The sequence below is a fragment of the Pseudomonas fluorescens genome (genome assembly GCF_001648775.1).
In the GTDB taxonomy this organism is placed as follows: Bacteria; Pseudomonadota; Gammaproteobacteria; order Pseudomonadales; family Pseudomonadaceae; genus Aquipseudomonas; species Aquipseudomonas fluorescens_M.
On the sequence record NZ_LVEJ01000001.1, the window covers coordinates 124,102 to 141,838 of the forward strand.

Genomic DNA, 17,737 nt, shown 5'->3' on the forward strand with positions numbered 1-17,737 from the left:
TCTTTCGCTATGCACCGACCTGAGAGATCGAGTCGATTATGGATTCGGTACAGCAACATCACGTCGGCGTATCTCCCCAATATCCCCGAATCGGCCCCCTCTCCCTATGGGCGGTCCGACGTTTCGGGAGGGCTGGGGTGAGGGTCAAACCATCGCCGCAAAATTCAGCCGAAACTGCTGCGGCGTAACCCCCAACCGCCGGTTAAACACCCCGCGCATATGCTGCGCATCGCGAAACCCGCACTGATACGCCACAGTCTTCAACGGCACCGCCGTGCTTTCCAGCATCACCCGCGCCGCATCCACCCGCGCCCGCTCGACGAACTCCGCCGGGGTGACTTTCGCTTCCCGGGCGAACACTCTGGAAAAGTTACGCGCACTCATGTTCGCTGCATTGGCCAGATCGGCAATCGTCAGATCGCCCGTGAGATTGGCCAATACATACAACTGCACCATCGCTACTGCCGATGTCGGCTCCGCATGGGGCGTGAGGAACGGACTGAACTGCGACTGCCCACCGGAACGCTGCGTAAACACCACCAATCGCTTGGCCACGCTCAACGCCACTTCGGCACCGTGATCACGCGCCAGCAGGTACAGCGACAGATCAATCCCCGCCGTAACCCCGGCCGAGGTGTAGAGCGTGCCGTCCTCAACATACAGGCGATCCGCCTCGACCCGCGTTGACGGACACAACTGCGCCAATGCCTCGGCATCGTTCCAGTGCGTGGTGACGGTGCGCCCTTCCAGCAAACCGGCGCGCGCCAGCATGAACGCGCCGTTGCAGATCGAGCCGAAACGCTGCGCGCGTGCGCAGGCCTCACGCAGCCAACCATCGAACGTCGCGCCAAAAGCCATGAACGGCAATTGCGGGCCACCGGCGACCAGCAGCAGGTCGTAGGCATCGAGTGCTGCGCTGAAATGCCGATGGGCATTGAGCACCAACCCATTGGAACAGGCCATCGCCTCATGCTCGACACCGATCACCTCCAGCCGATAGTGATCCTTGGGCGCGAGAAACCGGTTGGCCTCGGCGAACACGTCCATGGGGCCGGTGACGTCCAGCGACTGCACGCCGGCGAACACCACGATGGCGACTGATCTATTCATATGTTTTGAAGTCCCCTATATCCCTGTGGCGAGGGAGCTTGCTCCCTCGCCACAATGGATGGCATTCCAACCTGTGAGGGGCAGTTGGCACGATTTGCAGGTCGATTGGCAAGGATCGCAGCCATGCGTCGATTGTCCGCTTGCAGCGCCGGGCACAGACTTTCCCCATCAGCGCCACGACGGCGTTTTCGACGAGGAAACCGTTATGAGCACCACCATCGCCGGCATCAAAATCCCCGACAGCGCCCTCGCCCGCGCCACCACCGAATACATCCGCGACATCGAGTCCGATCTGCTCTACCACCACTCGCGCCGGGTCTTTCTGTTCGGCGCGCTGAGCGGTGAACGTCAGCAACTGGCCTACAATCCGGAGTTGTTGTACGTCGGCGCGATGTTCCATGACTTGGGTCTGGTCGAAGGTCATCGCAGTGATGACGAGCGTTTTGAAGTCGACGGTGCCAATGCAGCGGCAGCGTTTCTCAAACCGTACGGGTTGAGCGATGACGATATCGAACAGGTGTGGCTATCGATTGCGCTGCACACCACGCCGGGCGTACCAAAACATCTACGGCCAACCGTGGCGCTGGTCACCGCAGGCGTGGAGATGGATGTGCTGGGCATGGATTACGCCGCGTTCAGCAGCGTGCAGCGTGAAGCGGTGGTGCATGCGCACCCGCGTGGGGAAGGTTTCAAGGAATGCATCATCTGCGCGTTTGCCGATGGTTTGCGTCATCGTCCGCAGACCACGTTCGGCAATGTGAAGACCGATGTGCTGGTGGATCAGGAACCGGGGTTCAAACCGATGAACTTCGTTGAGGTCATCCGCAACTCTCCCTGGACTTGAATACCACCAACAAACCTGTGGGAGCGAGCTTGCTCGCGAATGCGGTGGATCAGCCGACATTTCAGTCGACTGACACGCCCTCTTCGCGAGCAAGCTCGCTCCCACATGGATTTGGGTTGATCACAGATTTGTGATCAACCCCATTGGCTTACGCCGCTTCCGGCGCCGGTGCGCGACGCACGTCCGGCTGTTTCCACGAATCGGCTGCGCTTTCTTCGATGGCTTGCTGAATGGCCTTCTTGCGCGCTTCTTCGGCGCGGCGGCTGAAGAACCAGACCATGAAGGTCACGATCGACACCGCCAGCAGAATCAGGCTGGCCACGGCGTTGATTTCAGGCTTCACACCCAGACGCACCGCCGAGAACACTTCCATCGGCAGGGTCGTCGAACCCGGCCCGGAAACGAAGCTCGCCAGTACCAGGTCATCCAGTGACAGGGCGAACGACATCATGCCGCCCGCCGCCAGCGATGGCGCGATCATCGGGATGGTGATCAGGAAGAACACCTTCCACGGCCGTGCACCCAGATCCATCGCCGCTTCTTCGATCGACAGGTCAAGCTCACGCAGACGCGCCGACACCACCACCGCCACGTACGCCGCACAGAATGTGGTGTGGGCGATCCAGATGGTGACGATGCCGCGTTCCTGCGGCCAGCCGATCATCTGCGCCATGGCCACGAACAGCAGCAACAGCGACAGACCGGTGATCACTTCCGGCATCACCAACGGCGCGGTGACCAGACCGCCGAACAGCGTGCGGCCCTTGAAGCGGGTGATACGGGTCAACACAAACGCTGCCAGCGTACCCAGCGCCACCGCCGCAACGGCGGTGTAACAGGCGATTTCCAGCGAACGCAGCACCGAGCCCATCAGTTGCGTGTTGTCGAGCAGGCCGACGTACCACTTGATCGACCAGCCGCCCCACACCGTCACCAGTTTCGAGGCGTTGAACGAGTAGATCACCAGGATCAGCATCGGCAGGTAGATGAACAACAACCCGATGACCAGCATCAGGCTGGAGAAACGGAAGCGCTTCATTCTTTACCCTCCATTTCCTTGGCCTGACTGCGGTTGAACAGGATGATCGGCACAATCAGGATCGCCAGCATCACCACCGCCAGCGCGGACGCCACCGGCCAGTCACGGTTGTTGAAGAACTCTTGCCAGAGCACTTTACCGATCATCAGGGTTTCCGGACCGCCGAGCAGTTCCGGGATCACGAACTCGCCCACGACTGGAATGAACACCAGCATGCAGCCGGCAATAATGCCGTTCTTGGACAGCGGAATGGTGATTTTCCAGAAGCTGTTGAAGGTGCTCGAACCGAGGTCGGAAGCGGCTTCCAGCAAGCTTTGATCGTGCTTCACCAGGTTGGCATACAGCGGCAGGATCATGAACGGCAGGTACGAATAAACGACGCCGATGTACACCGCGAGGTTGGTGTTGAGGATCTGCAGCGGCTCGTCGATGAAACCCATGCTCATCAGGAAACCGTTGAGCAGACCGTTGTTGCTGAGAATGCCCATCCACGCATAAACGCGGATCAGGATCGCGGTCCAGGTCGGCATCATGATCAGCAGCACCAGCACCGTTTGCATCTCTTTACGCGCGGTGGCGATGGCGTAGGCCATCGGGTAGCCGATCAACAGGCACAACAGCGTGCTGAAAAACGCCATTTTCAACGAGCCGAGGTAAGCGGCGATGTACAACTCGTCGCCCGCCAGCATCGCGTAGTTGCCCAGGTTCAGCAGCAGTTGCAGCTTCTGCTCGGCGTACGTGTAGATCTCGGTGTACGGCGGGATCGCCACGTCGGCTTCAGCGAAACTGATCTTCAGGACGATGAAGAACGGCAACATGAAAAACAGAAACAGCCAGATGAACGGGACCCCGATGACCAACTGCCGGCCATTGGGGATTATTCGGTTGATGCGGCGTTTGAATTTGCGCATGTTCATGAGCGAAGTACCACGCCGCTGTCGTCTTCCCACCACACGTAAACCTGATCGCCCCAGGTCGGACGTGCGCCACGGCGTTCGGCGTTGGCGACGAAGGACTGCACCAGTTTGCCGCTCGGCAATTCAACGTAGAACACCGAGTGCCCGCCAAGGTAGGCGATGTCGTGCACCTTGCCGCTCGACCAGTTGTATTCGCAAGTCGGTTGGTCGGCGGTGACCAGCAGCTTCTCCGGACGGATCGCGTAGGTCACGGACTTGTCTTGCACCGAGGTGCTGATGCCGTGGCCGACGTAGATCTGCCGATCGAGATCCTTGCAGGTGATGGTCGCGTGGCCTTCGGCGTCGTCGATCACTTCACCTTCGAAGATGTTGACGTTGCCGATGAATTCGCAGACCAGACGGCTGGTCGGGGTTTCGTAAATGTCGATCGGGCTGCCGATCTGGGCGATCCAGCCCAGGTGCATGATTGCGATGCGCTCGGCCATGGTCATGGCCTCTTCCTGGTCGTGGGTCACCATGACGCAGGTCACGCCGACGCGCTCGATGATTTCCACCAACTCAAGCTGCATCTGCGAACGCAGTTTCTTGTCCAGTGCGCCCATCGGTTCGTCGAGCAACAACAGCTTCGGCCGCTTGGCCAGCGAACGCGCCAGTGCCACACGCTGACGCTGACCGCCGGACAGTTGATGCGGCTTGCGCTTGGCGTACTGGCTCATCTGCACCAGTTTGAGCATCTCGGCCACACGGGCGTCGACCTCAGCCTTGGGAATCTTGTCCTGTTGCAGGCCGAAGGCGATGTTCTGCGCCACGGTCATGTGCGGGAACAAGGCGTACGACTGGAACATCATGTTGATCGGACGTTCGTACGGCGGCATGTCGGTGATGTCGACGCCGTCGAGAAAAATGCGCCCCTCCGTGGGCCGTTCGAACCCTGCCAGCATCCGCAGCAGAGTGGATTTGCCCGATCCCGAGCCGCCGAGCAGGGCGAAGATCTCGCCCTTTTTGATTTCCAGGGACACATCGTCCACGGCAATCGTCTCGTCGAACTTCTTCGTGACCCGGTCGATTTTGACCAACACCTGTTTCGGTGTCTGGTCGCCCTCGAGGGCTTTCTTATAGGCGCCGGAGGCAACTGCCATTTACGAAACTCCCAGAAAAAAACAATGCAGTTCGCCCCGCAAGGCGAACCCAGGATAGTGTGTGCCTTACATCCCCGACTTGACCTTGGTCCAGCTGCGGGTCATCAGGCGCTGAATGTTCGGTGGCAACTCGGTCGACACGTAGGCCTTGTCGATAACGGCCTGCGGTGGATACACCGACGCATCGGTCCGGATGGATTGCTCCATCAACTTGTCCGACCCCGGGTTGGGATTGGCGTAACCGACGTAATCACTGACCTGAGCGATCACCTCAGGTTTCAGCAGATAGTTGATGAAGGCATGAGCCTCCTTCACGTTCGACGAATCCTTCGGAATCGCCAGCATGTCGAACCACAGCGCACCGCCCTCTTTCGGTACCGAGTAGGCGATGTTCACGCCCTTCTTGGCTTCTTCGGCGCGGTGCTTGGCCTGGAAAATGTCGCCGGAGAAACCGATGGCCACGCAGATGTCGCCGTTGGCCAGGTCGCCGATGTATTTCGAGGAATGGAAGTAGGTCACGTAAGGACGCACCGCGAGCAGCTTGGCGGTGGCTTTTTCGTAATCCTTGGGATTGGTGCTGTTGGCGTTCAGGCCCATGTAGTTGAGCACGGTCGGCATCATTTCATCCGCCGAATCGAGGAACGCTACGCCGCAGCTTTGCAGCTTCTTGATGTTCTCCGGCTCGAACAGCACGCCCCACGAATCGATCTTGTCGACGCCGAGCACTGCCTTCACTTTATCGACGTTGTATCCAATGCCGTTGGTGCCCCACAGGTACGGCACGGCGTACAGGTTGCCCGGATCGTTCTGCTCCAGACGCTTGAGCAGCGCCGGGTCGAGGTTGGAATAATTCGGCAGTTGCGAGCGGTCGAGCTTCTGGAACGCGCCCGCCTTGATTTGCTTGCCGAGGAAGTGGTTCGACGGCACGACTACGTCGTAACCGGTACGCCCGGCCAGGAGCTTGCCTTCCAGGGTTTCGTTGGAGTCGAACACGTCGTAGACCGGCTTGATCCCGGTGGCTTTCTGGAAGTCGGCCAGGGTGGTCTCGCCGATGTAATCGGACCAGTTATAAATATGCACCGTACCGGCGGCCTGGGCTCCGACAGCAATCGTCAGGCCGGCAGTGGCCAGCAGGGCTTTGCGCAAAGAAGAAAAAATAGGCAAGTGGAGGTCCTCTAAATTAGTTGGGCCCAAGTTGCCCCGCGCTGCATGACAGCCATGGCTGCCCGGCAACAAAACCGGCGCGCAACTTACCCTCGAAAAACCGTTCCAGCAAAACTTTCTGTCATTTAATTAATCCGCTGGCCGCCCTCGCGGGGGATGACGGCCAGCGGTTGTTGCTTCAAACCGGCTTATTTACCCGATTTGATCTTGGTCCAGCTGCGGGTCAGGATGCGCTGGGTCGCGGCCGGCAAGTCGGCAATCGCGTACAGCTTGGCCAGCACGTCAGCCGGTGGGTAAACGCCCGGATCGCTGGTGATGTCTTTATCAACCAGTGGGGTGGCAGCGGCGTTACCGTTCGGGAAACGTACGGCGTTGGTGATTTCCGCCATGATTTCCGGCTTCTGCAGGAAGGTCATGAACTTGTAGGCGCCTTCGACGTTTTCGGCATCTTTAGGGATGGCGACCATGTCGTAGAAGCTGCCGGCACCTTCTTTCGGAATGTTGTAGCTGACTTTCACCTTGTCACCGGCTTCAGCCGCGCGGGACTTGGCCTGGTAGATGTCACCCGAGTAACCGATCGCTACGCAGATGTTGCCGTTGGCCAGGTCGGAGATGTACTTGGACGAGTGGAAGTAGGCGATCGAAGGACGGACCTTCATGATCAGCGCTTCAGCCTTGTCGATGTCTTCTTTCTTCTGGCTGTCGGTTGGCAGGCCCAGGTAGTGCAGCGCCACCGGAATCATCTCGGTTGGCGAGTCGAGCAGGCTGATGCCGCAGGATTTCAGCTTGGCCGCGTTTTCCGGCTTGAAGATCAGATCCCACGAATCGACAGGCGCGTCGGCGCCCAGTGCAGCCTTGACCTTCTCGGCGTTGAAGCCGATGCCGATCGAGCCCCACATGTACGGGAAAGCGTGCTCGTTGCCCGGGTCGCTGACCGACACGGCTTTGAGCAAATCAGTGTTGAGGTTCTTCCAGTTAGGCAGCTTGGACTTGTCCAGCTTCTGGTAGACACCGGCCTTGATCTGCTTGGCGAGGAAATTGTTCGACGGCACGACGATGTCGTAGCCGGACTTGCCTGCGAGCAGTTTGGCTTCGAGGGTTTCGTTGCTGTCGAAGACGTCATAGACGACTTTGATGCCCGACTCGTCTTCAAACTTCTTGATGGTGTCCGGGGCGATGTAGTCGGACCAGTTATAGACGTGCAACACCTTGTCGTCCGCCTGAGCCGCAGCCGCCATGATTCCCATCAGGGACATGGCGAGCAGAGTCTTGCCAGCGAGCTTTTTGCCTAATGCCTTCATGCGTAATGCTCCAAATTTTTCTTTTTTGAACCACTTTGTTCAGCGGCCGAACCCGGACAACTGGAACCGCGGCTAGTCTGGCAAGATCCGAGGCGGTCTTTCAAGAAAAGACCAGCCTTTCTGACAGCTTTGAGCGAGTGCGCCGCAGCTCCCCCGCTCAGAGCCTAGCACTTAGCCTTGCAACGCACTGAGGGTCAGGTCCAGACACTTGCGTGCCTTTGTAACCAGCTCATCGATCTCCGCTTTGCTGATCACCAGCGGCGGCGCGATGATCATGGTGTCGCCCACAGCGCGCATGATCAGGCCGTTGTCGAAGCAGAACTGGCGGCAGATCATGCCGACGCCCTTGCCTTCGTAACGCTTGCGCGTGGCCTTGTCCTGCACCAGCTCGATCGCCCCCAACAGACCAACCCCGCGAACTTCACCCACCAACGGGTGATCGTTCAGTTCCCGCAGACGTTTCTGCAAATACGGTGCCGTTTCGTTGTGCGCATTCTCGATAATTTTTTCATCGCGCAGGATGCGGATGTTTTCCAGACCCACCGCTGCCGCCACCGGGTGACCGGAGTAGGTGAAGCCGTGGTTGAAGTCGCCACCCTCGTTGAGCACCGCAACAACGGAGTCGCGGACGATCAGGCCACCCATCGGGATGTAGCCGGAGGTCAGGCCTTTGGCGATGGTCATCATGTCGGGTTTGAGGTCGTAGAAATCGCTACCGAACCACTCACCGGTACGGCCGAAACCGCAGATCACTTCGTCGGCGACGAAGAGGATGTCGTACTTGGCGAGGATTTCCTTGATGCGCGGCCAGTAGCTGTCGGGCGGAATGATCACGCCGCCGGCGCCCTGGATCGGCTCGGCAATAAAGGCACCGACGTTGTCGACGCCGACTTCGAGAATCTTCTCTTCCAGCTGATTGGCCGCCCAGATGCCGAACTCTTCCGGGGACATGTCGCCCCCTTCAGCGAACCAGTACGGCTGCGCGATGTGGACGATGCCCGGGATCGGCAAGTCGCCTTGTTCGTGCATATACGTCATGCCACCGAGGCTCGCGCCGGCCACGGTCGAACCGTGATAACCGTTCTTGCGGCTGATGATGACTTTCTTGTTCGGCTGGCCTTTGATCGCCCAGTAGTGGCGAACCATACGCAGCATGGTGTCGTTGCCTTCGGAGCCGGAACCGGTGAAGAACACGTGGTTCATGCCTTCCGGCGCGACGTCGGCGATCGACTTGGCCAGTTCCAGTGCCGGCGGGTGTGCGGTCTGGAAGAACAGGTTGTAGTACGGCAGTTCGCGCATCTGTTTGGCGGCCGCATCGGCCAGCTCGTCGCGACCGTAACCGATGGCCACGCACCACAGGCCGGCCATGCCGTCGAGGATCTTGTTGCCTTCGCTGTCCCACAGGTAAACGCCCTTGGCGTTGGTGATGATCCGCGGGCCCTTCTCTTTCAGTTGCTTGAAGTCGCTGAACGGCGCCAGGTGGTGATCATTGCTGAGTGCTTGCCACTCGCGGGTTTGCGGGTTGTTGCTGGTCATGCCAATTCTCCTTGTTATCGGTGAAGGCGCGGCCGGTGAAGACCGCGCCCGGCGTATCAGACGGCGAAGAGCAGGTACTCACGCTCCCAGGAACTGATCACGCGCTTGAAGTTTTCATGCTCGGCCCGCTTGACCGCGACGTAGCCAGTGATGAAAGTTTTGCCCAGGTATTTCTCGACGGTCGAGCTGTTTTCCATGCGCTCCAGCGCGTCTTCGATGGTCAGCGGCAGGCGCAGGTTGCGGCGCTCGTAACCACGACCGACCACTGGCGCGCTCGGGTTGAGGCCTTCGACCATGCCGATGTAGCCGCAGAGCAGGCTCGCGGCAATCGCCAGGTACGGGTTGGCGTCGGCGCCCGGCAGACGGTTTTCCACGCGGCGGTTCTGCGGACCGGCATCCGGTACACGCAGGCCCACGGTGCGATTCTCTTCGCCCCACTCGACGTTGACCGGTGCCGAGGTGTCCGGCAGGAAGCGGCGGAACGAGTTGACGTTCGGCGCGAACAGCGGCAACAGCTCAGGAATCAGCTTCTGCAAACCACCGATGTGGTGCAGGAACAGCTGGCTCATGGTCCCGTCATCATTGGAGAAGACGTTCTTGCCGGTTTCGATGTCGATGATGCTCTGGTGCAAGTGCATCGCACTGCCCGGCTCGCCCGTCATTGGCTTGGCCATGAAGGTGGCGGCCACGTCGTGCTTGAGCGCGGCTTCACGCATGGTGCGTTTGAACACCAGAATCTGGTCGGCCAGCGACAGTGCGTCGCCATGACGGAAGTTGATTTCCATCTGCGCCGTGCCGTCCTCGTGGATCAGCGTGTCGAGGTCCAGCTCCTGCAATTCGCACCAGTCGTAGACATCTTCGAACAGCGGATCGAATTCGTTCGCCGCTTCAATGGAGAACGACTGACGACCGATTTCCGGACGGCCCGAGCGACCGATTGGCGGCTGCAAAGGATAGTCAGGGTCGTCGCTGCGCTTGGTCAGGTAAAACTCCATTTCCGGCGCCACGATTGGCTGCCAGCCTTTGTCGGCATAGAGTTTGAGGACTTTCTTGAGGACGTTGCGCGGCGACAGCTCGATCGGGTTGCCTTGCTTGTCGTAGGTGTCGTGGATCACTTGCGCAGTCGGCTCGATGGCCCACGGCACCATGTACACGGCGTTCTGGTCGGGGCGGCAGATCATGTCGATGTCGGCCGGGTCGAGCAGTTCGTAATAGATGTCGTCTTCGACGTAGTCGCCGGTCACTGTCTGCAACAGCACGCTTTCTGGCAGGCGCATGCCTTTCTCGGCGATGAACTTGTTGGTCGGCGAGATCTTGCCACGGGTGATCCCGGTCAAGTCGGCGATCATGCATTCGACTTCTGTGATCTTGTGGTCTTTCAACCAATCGGTGAGCTGGTCGAGGTTGGTGCTCATAAATGCCTCTGGGCTGAGTCTCCTGACATGATGTCAGGCAAAGTTTGACGCTTTGAGCGTCGCGTTAAAGGGGGCTTGCTTGTGCGCAGTGCGGGCTTACGCCGGGCACCGCGCATAGACAATGAAAGAGGAGCTTACCTGCCCTTTACGCTGGCGTTGCATTTCCTGTGCACAGGCAACGCGTGCAGAATCATGAGCACGGCTTGAGAAGCGGCACAGGCTTTGGGAGTGAAAGCGATCTATATTGGAGGGGGACGCCATAAACAGGATGCTTTCCCGTACGTCCAGAATATCGGACGCTGACGCTTGAACGGTCATGGACGGGAACATCGTCGGCAAGCGGCGAGCCTTGCTGGCTGCGCTACGGACGGATTTGTCGCCACTGATGTGATGAGCATGCAGACCGGACTGTTGCGAGCAGTCGGTGATGCCGATTAACGGCAGGCGAGACATGAAGCACCCCGGTATTATTGCTGTTATGGGTTTGATCGGAGCTTAGCCTTGTTCATTTTTTTACACAACACCCCCGTAAAAAATACAACACGGCCTGCTCAAGCCCGCGGGTGCCAAGCGTCTCAAGGGCCAAAAATCGCCCCAAAGTGCCCCATAAATGCCCTCACAGCGCTTTTTTAGGGCAAAAAAGGCCTCGCTTGACTTCGGCAGGCCGTTCGGGTTGACTGAAACCAGAAAAGATCAATGATTGATATTTTTAACAACAAAGGTGTTGCATCATGTCGGTACCCCCGCGTGCCGTTCAGCTTAACGAAGCGAACGCGTTCCTTAAGGAACATCCTGAGGTTCTGTACGTTGACCTTCTGATTGCGGATATGAATGGTGTGGTGCGCGGCAAGCGCATTGAACGCACCAGCCTCCACAAGGTTTACGAGAAAGGCATCAACCTGCCGGCCTCTCTATTTGCTCTGGATATCAACGGCTCCACGGTGGAAAGCACCGGCCTGGGCCTGGACATCGGCGACGCCGATCGTATCTGCTATCCAATCCCCGATACCCTGTGCAACGAGCCATGGCAGAAGCGCCCGACCGCGCAACTGTTGATGACCATGCACGAACTCGAAGGCGACCCATTCTTCGCCGATCCGCGCGAAGTGCTCCGTCAAGTTGTTGCAAAGTTTGACGAGCTGGGCCTGACCATCTGCGCCGCCTTCGAACTCGAGTTCTACCTGATCGACCAGGAAAACGTGAACGGCCGTCCACAGCCGCCACGCTCGCCGATCTCCGGTAAACGTCCGCACTCGACGCAGGTCTACCTGATCGACGACCTCGACGAATACGTCGACTGCCTCCAGGACATTCTGGAAGGTGCCAAAGAGCAAGGCATCCCGGCCGACGCCATCGTCAAGGAAAGTGCCCCGGCGCAGTTCGAAGTGAACCTGCACCACGTCGCCGACCCGATCAAGGCATGCGATTACGCGGTACTGCTCAAGCGTCTGATCAAGAACATCGCCTACGACCATGAAATGGACACCACCTTCATGGCCAAGCCGTACCCGGGCCAGGCAGGTAATGGTCTGCACGTACACATTTCGATTCTGGATAAAGAAGGCAAAAACATTTTTGCCAGCGAGGATCCCGAGCAGAACGCCGCGCTGCGTCACGCGATCGGCGGTGTGCTCGAGACCCTGCCCGCGCAGATGGCTTTCCTCTGCCCGAACGTCAACTCCTACCGTCGTTTCGGCGCACAGTTCTACGTGCCGAACTCGCCGTGCTGGGGCCTGGACAACCGCACCGTGGCGATTCGCGTACCGACCGGCTCGTCCGATGCCGTGCGTATCGAACACCGCGTGGCCGGTGCCGACGCCAACCCGTACCTGCTGATGGCTTCGGTTCTGGCCGGCGTGCACCACGGTCTGACCAACAAGATCGAACCGGGCGCGCCTGTCGAAGGCAACAGCTACGAGCAGAACGAGCAAAGCCTGCCGAACAACTTGCGCGATGCCCTGCGTGAGCTGGACGACAGCGAGGTGATGGCCAAGTACATCGATCCGAAATACATCGATATCTTCGTCGCCTGCAAGGAAAGCGAGCTGGAGGAGTTCGAACACTCCATCTCCGACCTTGAGTACAACTGGTATCTGCATACCGTTTAAGCGGATTGCGAACCAGATAAAAACGCCGTTGGCTGTCATAGCCCACGGCGTTTTTTATGGCCGAACACAAATTCCTGGGGTTGGGGTAAATGGCCGCCTGCGGCGGTTCGCGAGCAAGCTCGCTCCCACAGGGATCTCCATTCAACATGATTTGTGCGTACACAGGAGATCCCCTGTGGGAGCGAGCCTGCTCCGGGCGGCGTTCCGACGAAAGCGGCAGACAAGACAACGCACAAGCCGGCTCGTACAATGCCCGCTGCCCCGCAGGAGACTTCCATGACGCGACCCGCCCCCGTCCGCAAACCCCGTGCCCGCAGTCAGGCGCGCATCGATTCGATACTCGACGCCGCGCGCACGCTGCTGGCTGCCGAGGGCGTGGCCAGTCTGTCGATCTACAGCGTCGCCGAGCGCGCGCAGATTCCGCCCTCCTCCGTGTATCACTTTTTCGCCAGCGTGCCGGCCTTGCTCGAAGCACTGACGGCGGATGTCCACGCGGCGTTTCGTGCCTGCCTGCAAGCGCCTATCGATCATGAAGCCTTGCGTGACTGGCGTGACCTGTCGCGGCTGGTCGAGCAACGGATGCTGGAGATCTACGACCAAGACGCGGCGGCGCGCCAGTTGATTCTCGCCCAGCATGGTTTGACCGAAGTCACCCAGGCTGACCGCCAGCACGACATTGAACTGGGCGACCTGATGCACAAGCTGTTCGATCATCACTTCGAATTGCCGAGGCTGCCGGAAGATGTCGATGTATTTGCCCTGGCGATGGAGTTGGGTGACCGGGTGTATGCGCGCTCGGTGCAGCAGCACGGGCAGATCACGCCGCGCATGGCCGAGGAAGGGATGCGCGTGTTTGATGCTTACATCGGGCTGTATCTGCCGCCGTATCTACCCAAAAGATCTCTAGTGCTCTGACTGGCCCTTTCGCGAGCAAGCTCGCTCCCACAGTGACTTGTAGTGAACACAACATCTGTGGACAACACTGAACCTGTGGGAGCGAGCTTGCTCGCGAAGGCCGCACCGCGGTTTTCAGGCCAGGGACAAAAAACCCCGAAGGGCTCACGCCCTCCGGGGTTGTTTTTTACTCACCGGCTTACAACTTGGCGATCGACACCTCGGTGGATTTCACAAAGGCGATCACTTCACTGCCCACCACCAGTTCCAGCTCCTTGACCGAGCGGGTGGTGATCACCGAAGTGACGATGCCCGAAGCGGTTTGCACGTCGATTTCCGACAGCACGTCGCCGAGGACGATTTCCTTGATCGAGCCTTTGAACTGGTTGCGCACGTTGATGGCTTTAATAGTCATGGCATTGATTCCTGTCGTTGATAAAACTTGAGTTATTGCGCCCAACGCAATTGCGTAGGCAGTGGTGAAACAGGTTCCGGCGCCGGCGGTTCGCCGGGCAGGGACAAAACTCGGTTAAGCACTTCGGTTTCCAGCGCCGCCAGGCGATGCGAACCGCGCACCCGTGGGCGCGGCAGTTCGACGTGCAGGTCGAGGCCGACTTCGCCGTCCTCGATCAGAATCACCCGGTCGGCAATCGCCACCGCTTCGCTGACATCGTGGGTCACCAGCAGCACGGTGAAGCCGTGTTGCTGCCAGAGATGCTCGATCAGTTGCTGCATTTCAATGCGCGTCAGCGCGTCCAGTGCGCCGAGCGGTTCGTCGAGCAACAGCAGACGTGGTTGATGAATCAACGCCCGCGCCAGTGCGACGCGCTGCTTTTGTCCGCCAGACAAAGCCGCCGGCCATTCATTGGCGCGATCCGCCAGACCAACCGCTTCCAGCGCGTCCAGTGCTTGCTGACGCCAGTTGCCCTTGAGACCGAGGCCAACGTTGTCGATGATCTTTTTCCATGGCAGCAGACGCGCTTCCTGGAACATCAATCGGGTGTCTTCACGCGCATCGCTGAGCGGCGCAGAACCAGCCAGCAAGTCGCCGCCAGTCGGTTGATCAAGGCCGGCGAGCAAGCGCAGCAAGGTACTTTTGCCACAGCCGCTGCGCCCGACCACGGCGACAAATTGCCCTGCCGGAATGTGCAGATCGATGTCACGCAGCACCTGCCGCGCACCAAAGGTTTTCTGCAGGTTGCGCACCGCCAGCGGAATCCCGCGCAGCAGGCGTGGAGGTTGTTGAGCGGTCATGCCGCACCTCCTTTGGCAACCTGATAAGCCGGATGCCAGCGCAACCACACACGTTCAAGTCCACGGGCGGCGAGGTCGGCGAGTTTGCCGAGCACTGCGTAAAGCAGGATCGCCAGCACCACCACGTCGGTCTGCAAAAACTCGCGAGCGTTCATCGCCAAGTAGCCGATGCCGGAGCTGGCGGAAATGGTTTCAGCGACGATCAACGTCAGCCACATAAAGCCCAGGGCGAAGCGCACGCCGACCAGAATCGAAGGCAGCGCGCCCGGCAGAATCACCTGCCAGAACAAGCTGAAACCGCTCAGGCCATAACTGCGCGCCATCTCCACCAGCGCCGGGTCGACGTTGCGGATGCCGTGATAAGTGTTGAGGTAGATCGGGAACAACGTGCCCAGCGCCACCAGAAAAATCTTCGCCGACTCATCGATGCCGAACCACAGGATCACCAGCGGAATCAGCGCCAGGTGCGGCACGTTGCGGATCATCTGCACCGAGCTGTCGAGCAAGCGTTCGCCCCATTTCGACAGACCGGTGATGAAACCCAAGACCAGACCGATGCTGCCGCCGATGGTGAAACCGAGTGCCGCGCGCCAGCCGCTGATCGCCAGGTGCGTCCAGATTTCGCCGCTGCGCACCAGGCTCACGCCGGCCTCTATCACCGCCACCGGTGCCGGCAGAATCCGTGTCGACAACCAACCCGCCGATACCGACAACTGCCACACCGCCAGCAACAACACCGGCAACGCCCAGGGCGCGAGGCTGTGGATGATTTTCTTCATGGCGCGCCTCAGCTCTGCGACGCGGCTTTGGGAAGAATGTCGTTGGCGACCATCTCGCCGAACGGGCTGACATAACCGGCGCTTTTCGGCAGTTCCGGACGCTCGATGTCGAGGTGCGGGAACAGCAGTTCAGCGACGCGATACGACTCTTCGAGGTGTGGATAACCGGAGAAGATAAAGGTGTCGATGCCCAGATCGGCGTATTCCTTCACGCGCGCAGCCACGGTCGGGCCATCGCCGACCAGCGCCGTACCGGCACCGCCGCGCACCAGACCGACACCGGCCCAGAGGTTCGGGCTGACTTCGAGGTTGTCGCGGCTGCCACCGTGCAGCGCGGCCATGCGTTGCTGGCCGACCGAATCGAAACGCGCCAGCGAGGCTTGGGCGCGAGCGATGGTGTCGTCGTCCAGGTGCGAGATCAGCCGATCCGCCGCTTGCCAGGCTTCAGCATTGGTTTCGCGGACGATCACATGCAGACGAATGCCGAAGCGTACGGTGCGACCGAGCTTGGCGGCTTTGGCGCGCACTTGGGCGATCTTCTCGGCGACGGCTGCTGGCGGCTCGCCCCAGGTCAGGACCATTTCCACTTGTTCGGCGGCCAAGTCCTGCGCCGCTTCCGACGAGCCACCGAAGTACAGCGGCGGACGTGGTTGCTGGATCGGCGGATAGAGCAGCTTGGCGCCTTTTACACTGATGTGCTGGCCGTCGTAATCGACGGTTTCGCCTTCCAGCACACGACGCCAGATACGAGTGAATTCCACCGAGGCTTGATAGCGTTCTTCGTGGCTAAGGAACAGACCGTCGCCGGCCAATTCTTCCGGGTCGCCACCGGTCACCAGATTGAACAGCGCACGACCGCCGGACAACCGATCCAGTGTGGCTGCCTGCCGCGCCGCGACCGTCGGGGAAATGATCCCGGGGCGCAGAGCAACGAGGAACTTCAGACGCTGGGTCACCGGGATCAGCGACGCTGCCACCAGCCACGAGTCTTCGCAGGAACGGCCGGTGGGAATCAGCACACCGCCGAAGCCCAGACGATCCGCCGCTTGCGCGACCTGTTGCAGATAACCGTGGTCGACGGCGCGAGCGCCTTCGGCGGTGCCAAGGTAATGGCCGTCGCCGTGGGTTGGCAGGAACCAGAAGATATTGAGGCTCATGGAGTGGTCTCCTTGGGGATTCGAATTACGGCGCTTTAGCCACAGCGGCCGGTGGTGTCCAGATCACATCCTTGATGCTCAGCGGTTTCGGAATCAGCTTGAGCTGGAAGAACGTGTCAGCGATTTTCTGCTGTGCGGCGACCACTTCCGGGGTCAGGAACAGCGCGCCGTAACCCTGGCGTTTCACCGAGGTCAGGGTGATGTCCGCTGGCAAGCCGAGCAGTGGTGCGACTTGTTGGGTCACGTCTTCAGGATTGGCTTTCGACCACTCGCCGACCGCGCGCACTTCTTCCACGAGGGTCTTGATCACCTCGGGATTTTTCTGTGCGTAAGGCTTGGTGGCGAGATAGAACTGGTGGTTGTCGACGATGCCTTTGCCGTCGCGCAGGGTGTGCGCTTGCAGTTGTTTCTCGGCGGCAGCCTGGTACGGATCCCAGATGACCCAGGCGTCGACGCTGCCACGTTCGAACGCAGCGCGGGCATCGGCGGGCGGCAGGAATACGGTTTGAATGTCGGTGTATTTGAGGCCGGCATCTTCCAGCGCACGCACCAGCAGGTAGTGAACGTTGGAGCCTTTGTTCAGGGCGACTTTCTTGCCCTTGAGATCGGCCACCGATTTGATCGGCGAGTCTTTCGGCACGAGGATCGCTTCGCTGTCCGGCGCTGGCGGTTCGTAGGCAACGTAGAGCAAATCAGCGCCAGCAGCCTGAGCGAACACCGGCGGGGTTTCGCCGGTGACACCGAAGTCGATCGAGCCGACGTTCAAGCCTTCCAGCAACTGCGGGCCACCGGGGAATTCAGTCCATTGCACGTCGACGCCTTGAGCGGCCAGACGTTTTTCCAGAGTGCCCTTGGCTTTGAGCAGCACCAGCGTGCCGTACTTCTGATAACCGATCCGCAATGTCTCGGCTTGAGCTTGAGTGATGGCGCCGAAGGTGACAGCCGCAGCAAACAGAGCGACCAGACCACGACGCAAAAATACAGTGCGCATAGCGCTCTCCTTTTTGCTGTTGGGTTTTGGCTGCACCTGCTTGCCCGTTAGCGGGCGAGTAAGGCGAGTACTTCAAATTTCGATGAGGC

General features: G+C 59.7%; 17 protein-coding genes. 3 read left to right on the forward strand and 14 right to left on the reverse strand.

Going from position 1 to position 17,737, the window contains the following annotated elements; all coding sequences use genetic code 11:
* Positions 1–144 precede the first annotated feature (144 nt).
* Positions 145–1,110: a GlxA family transcriptional regulator gene (locus A8O26_RS00605; protein ID WP_064116325.1), complete on the reverse strand. Its 966-nt coding sequence runs from the start codon at positions 1,108–1,110 to the stop codon at positions 145–147.
* Between the two features lie 205 nt (positions 1,111–1,315).
* Between A8O26_RS00605 and A8O26_RS00610 the strand changes: the two genes are divergently transcribed.
* A complete protein-coding gene (locus A8O26_RS00610; RefSeq protein ID WP_064116326.1) occupies positions 1,316–1,954 on the forward strand; it encodes an HD domain-containing protein in 639 nt (212 codons plus the stop codon).
* Between the two features lie 148 nt (positions 1,955–2,102).
* Here A8O26_RS00610 and A8O26_RS00615 read toward each other — a convergent pair whose 3' ends face one another.
* From A8O26_RS00615 to A8O26_RS29705, 8 genes are all read right to left on the reverse strand, one after another.
* Positions 2,103–2,993 carry an ABC transporter permease subunit gene (locus A8O26_RS00615; RefSeq protein ID WP_064116327.1) on the reverse strand — a complete coding sequence of 297 codons (891 nt, stop codon included), beginning with the start codon at positions 2,991–2,993 and terminating at the stop codon, positions 2,103–2,105.
* The gene (locus A8O26_RS00620; RefSeq protein WP_172828108.1) at positions 2,990–3,871 is read right to left on the reverse strand and encodes an ABC transporter permease subunit; all 882 of its coding nucleotides are present in this window, start codon (positions 3,869–3,871) and stop codon (positions 2,990–2,992) included. Before A8O26_RS00620 ends, A8O26_RS00615 begins: the two co-directional genes overlap by 4 nt.
* Before the next feature lie 35 nt (positions 3,872–3,906).
* Positions 3,907–5,049: an ABC transporter ATP-binding protein gene (locus tag A8O26_RS00625; RefSeq protein ID WP_034151965.1), complete on the reverse strand. Its 1,143-nt coding sequence runs from the start codon at positions 5,047–5,049 to the stop codon at positions 3,907–3,909.
* A 66-nt stretch (positions 5,050–5,115) separates the two neighbouring features.
* Positions 5,116–6,213, reverse strand: a complete 1,098-nt coding sequence (locus tag A8O26_RS00630) for a polyamine ABC transporter substrate-binding protein (RefSeq protein ID WP_064116329.1) — start codon at positions 6,211–6,213, stop codon at positions 5,116–5,118.
* Positions 6,214–6,401: 188 nt separating this feature from the next.
* A complete protein-coding gene (locus tag A8O26_RS00635; RefSeq protein WP_064116330.1) occupies positions 6,402–7,514 on the reverse strand; it encodes a polyamine ABC transporter substrate-binding protein in 1,113 nt (370 codons plus the stop codon).
* A gap of 171 nt (positions 7,515–7,685) precedes the next feature.
* Positions 7,686–9,050, reverse strand: a complete 1,365-nt coding sequence (locus tag A8O26_RS00640) for an aspartate aminotransferase family protein (RefSeq protein ID WP_064116331.1) — start codon at positions 9,048–9,050, stop codon at positions 7,686–7,688.
* A gap of 56 nt (positions 9,051–9,106) precedes the next feature.
* Positions 9,107–10,465 (reverse strand): glutamine synthetase family protein, encoded by a 1,359-nt coding sequence (locus A8O26_RS00645; protein WP_064116332.1) that lies wholly within the window; start codon positions 10,463–10,465, stop codon positions 9,107–9,109.
* Positions 10,466–10,561: 96 nt separating this feature from the next.
* Positions 10,562–10,918, reverse strand: a complete 357-nt coding sequence (locus tag A8O26_RS29705) for a gamma-glutamyl-gamma-aminobutyrate hydrolase family protein (RefSeq protein WP_155740628.1) — start codon at positions 10,916–10,918, stop codon at positions 10,562–10,564.
* A gap of 278 nt (positions 10,919–11,196) precedes the next feature.
* On the opposite strand from A8O26_RS29705, the gene A8O26_RS00650 reads away from it, so the two are divergent.
* Both A8O26_RS00650 and A8O26_RS00655 read left to right on the forward strand, forming a co-directional pair.
* Positions 11,197–12,573: a glutamine synthetase family protein gene (locus tag A8O26_RS00650; RefSeq protein ID WP_007913842.1), complete on the forward strand. Its 1,377-nt coding sequence runs from the start codon at positions 11,197–11,199 to the stop codon at positions 12,571–12,573.
* Positions 12,574–12,849: 276 nt separating this feature from the next.
* Positions 12,850–13,488, forward strand: coding sequence for a TetR/AcrR family transcriptional regulator (locus A8O26_RS00655; protein WP_064116333.1), 639 nt, complete (start codon positions 12,850–12,852; stop codon positions 13,486–13,488).
* A gap of 178 nt (positions 13,489–13,666) precedes the next feature.
* Here the strand turns inward: A8O26_RS00655 and A8O26_RS00660 are convergent, their stop codons facing one another.
* Genes A8O26_RS00660 through A8O26_RS00680 form a run of 5 tightly spaced genes read right to left on the reverse strand, consistent with a single transcriptional unit; the run spans position 13,667 to position 17,648 of the window.
* Positions 13,667–13,882 (reverse strand): TOBE domain-containing protein, encoded by a 216-nt coding sequence (locus tag A8O26_RS00660; protein WP_003229256.1) that lies wholly within the window; start codon positions 13,880–13,882, stop codon positions 13,667–13,669.
* A 32-nt stretch (positions 13,883–13,914) separates the two neighbouring features.
* The gene (gene ssuB, locus A8O26_RS00665) at positions 13,915–14,721 is read right to left on the reverse strand and encodes an aliphatic sulfonates ABC transporter ATP-binding protein (RefSeq protein ID WP_064116334.1); all 807 of its coding nucleotides are present in this window, start codon (positions 14,719–14,721) and stop codon (positions 13,915–13,917) included.
* A complete protein-coding gene (gene ssuC / locus A8O26_RS00670) occupies positions 14,718–15,500 on the reverse strand; it encodes an aliphatic sulfonate ABC transporter permease SsuC (protein ID WP_003229260.1) in 783 nt (260 codons plus the stop codon). Before ssuC ends, ssuB begins: the two co-directional genes overlap by 4 nt.
* 8 nt (positions 15,501–15,508) lie before the next feature.
* Entirely contained in the window at positions 15,509–16,657 is a 1,149-nt protein-coding gene (gene ssuD / locus A8O26_RS00675; protein WP_018928626.1) for an FMNH2-dependent alkanesulfonate monooxygenase, read from the reverse strand.
* Between the two features lie 25 nt (positions 16,658–16,682).
* Entirely contained in the window at positions 16,683–17,648 is a 966-nt protein-coding gene (locus A8O26_RS00680; protein ID WP_064116335.1) for a sulfonate ABC transporter substrate-binding protein, read from the reverse strand.
* Positions 17,649–17,737 lie beyond the last annotated feature (89 nt).

Bases quoted from the DNA above. Each gene is read 5' to 3' on its own strand.
- ssuC (WP_003229260.1), bottom strand. From the start codon at position 15,500: ATGAAGAAAATCATCCACAGCCTCGCGCCCTGGGCGTTGCCGGTGTTG.
- ssuD (WP_018928626.1), bottom strand. From the start codon at position 16,657: ATGAGCCTCAATATCTTCTGGTTCCTGCCAACCCACGGCGACGGCCAT.
- A8O26_RS29705 (WP_155740628.1), bottom strand. From the start codon at position 10,918: ATGTCTCGCCTGCCGTTAATCGGCATCACCGACTGCTCGCAACAGTCC.
- A8O26_RS00680 (WP_064116335.1), bottom strand. From the start codon at position 17,648: ATGCGCACTGTATTTTTGCGTCGTGGTCTGGTCGCTCTGTTTGCTGCG.
- A8O26_RS00650 (WP_007913842.1), top strand. From the start codon at position 11,197: ATGTCGGTACCCCCGCGTGCCGTTCAGCTTAACGAAGCGAACGCGTTC.
- A8O26_RS00640 (WP_064116331.1), bottom strand. From the start codon at position 9,050: ATGACCAGCAACAACCCGCAAACCCGCGAGTGGCAAGCACTCAGCAAT.
- A8O26_RS00645 (WP_064116332.1), bottom strand. From the start codon at position 10,465: ATGAGCACCAACCTCGACCAGCTCACCGATTGGTTGAAAGACCACAAG.
- ssuB (WP_064116334.1), bottom strand. From the start codon at position 14,721: ATGACCGCTCAACAACCTCCACGCCTGCTGCGCGGGATTCCGCTGGCG.
- A8O26_RS00635 (WP_064116330.1), bottom strand. From the start codon at position 7,514: ATGAAGGCATTAGGCAAAAAGCTCGCTGGCAAGACTCTGCTCGCCATG.
- A8O26_RS00605 (WP_064116325.1), bottom strand. From the start codon at position 1,110: ATGAATAGATCAGTCGCCATCGTGGTGTTCGCCGGCGTGCAGTCGCTG.
- A8O26_RS00625 (WP_034151965.1), bottom strand. From the start codon at position 5,049: ATGGCAGTTGCCTCCGGCGCCTATAAGAAAGCCCTCGAGGGCGACCAG.
- A8O26_RS00660 (WP_003229256.1), bottom strand. From the start codon at position 13,882: ATGACTATTAAAGCCATCAACGTGCGCAACCAGTTCAAAGGCTCGATC.
- A8O26_RS00610 (WP_064116326.1), top strand. From the start codon at position 1,316: ATGAGCACCACCATCGCCGGCATCAAAATCCCCGACAGCGCCCTCGCC.
- A8O26_RS00615 (WP_064116327.1), bottom strand. From the start codon at position 2,993: ATGAAGCGCTTCCGTTTCTCCAGCCTGATGCTGGTCATCGGGTTGTTG.
- A8O26_RS00655 (WP_064116333.1), top strand. From the start codon at position 12,850: ATGACGCGACCCGCCCCCGTCCGCAAACCCCGTGCCCGCAGTCAGGCG.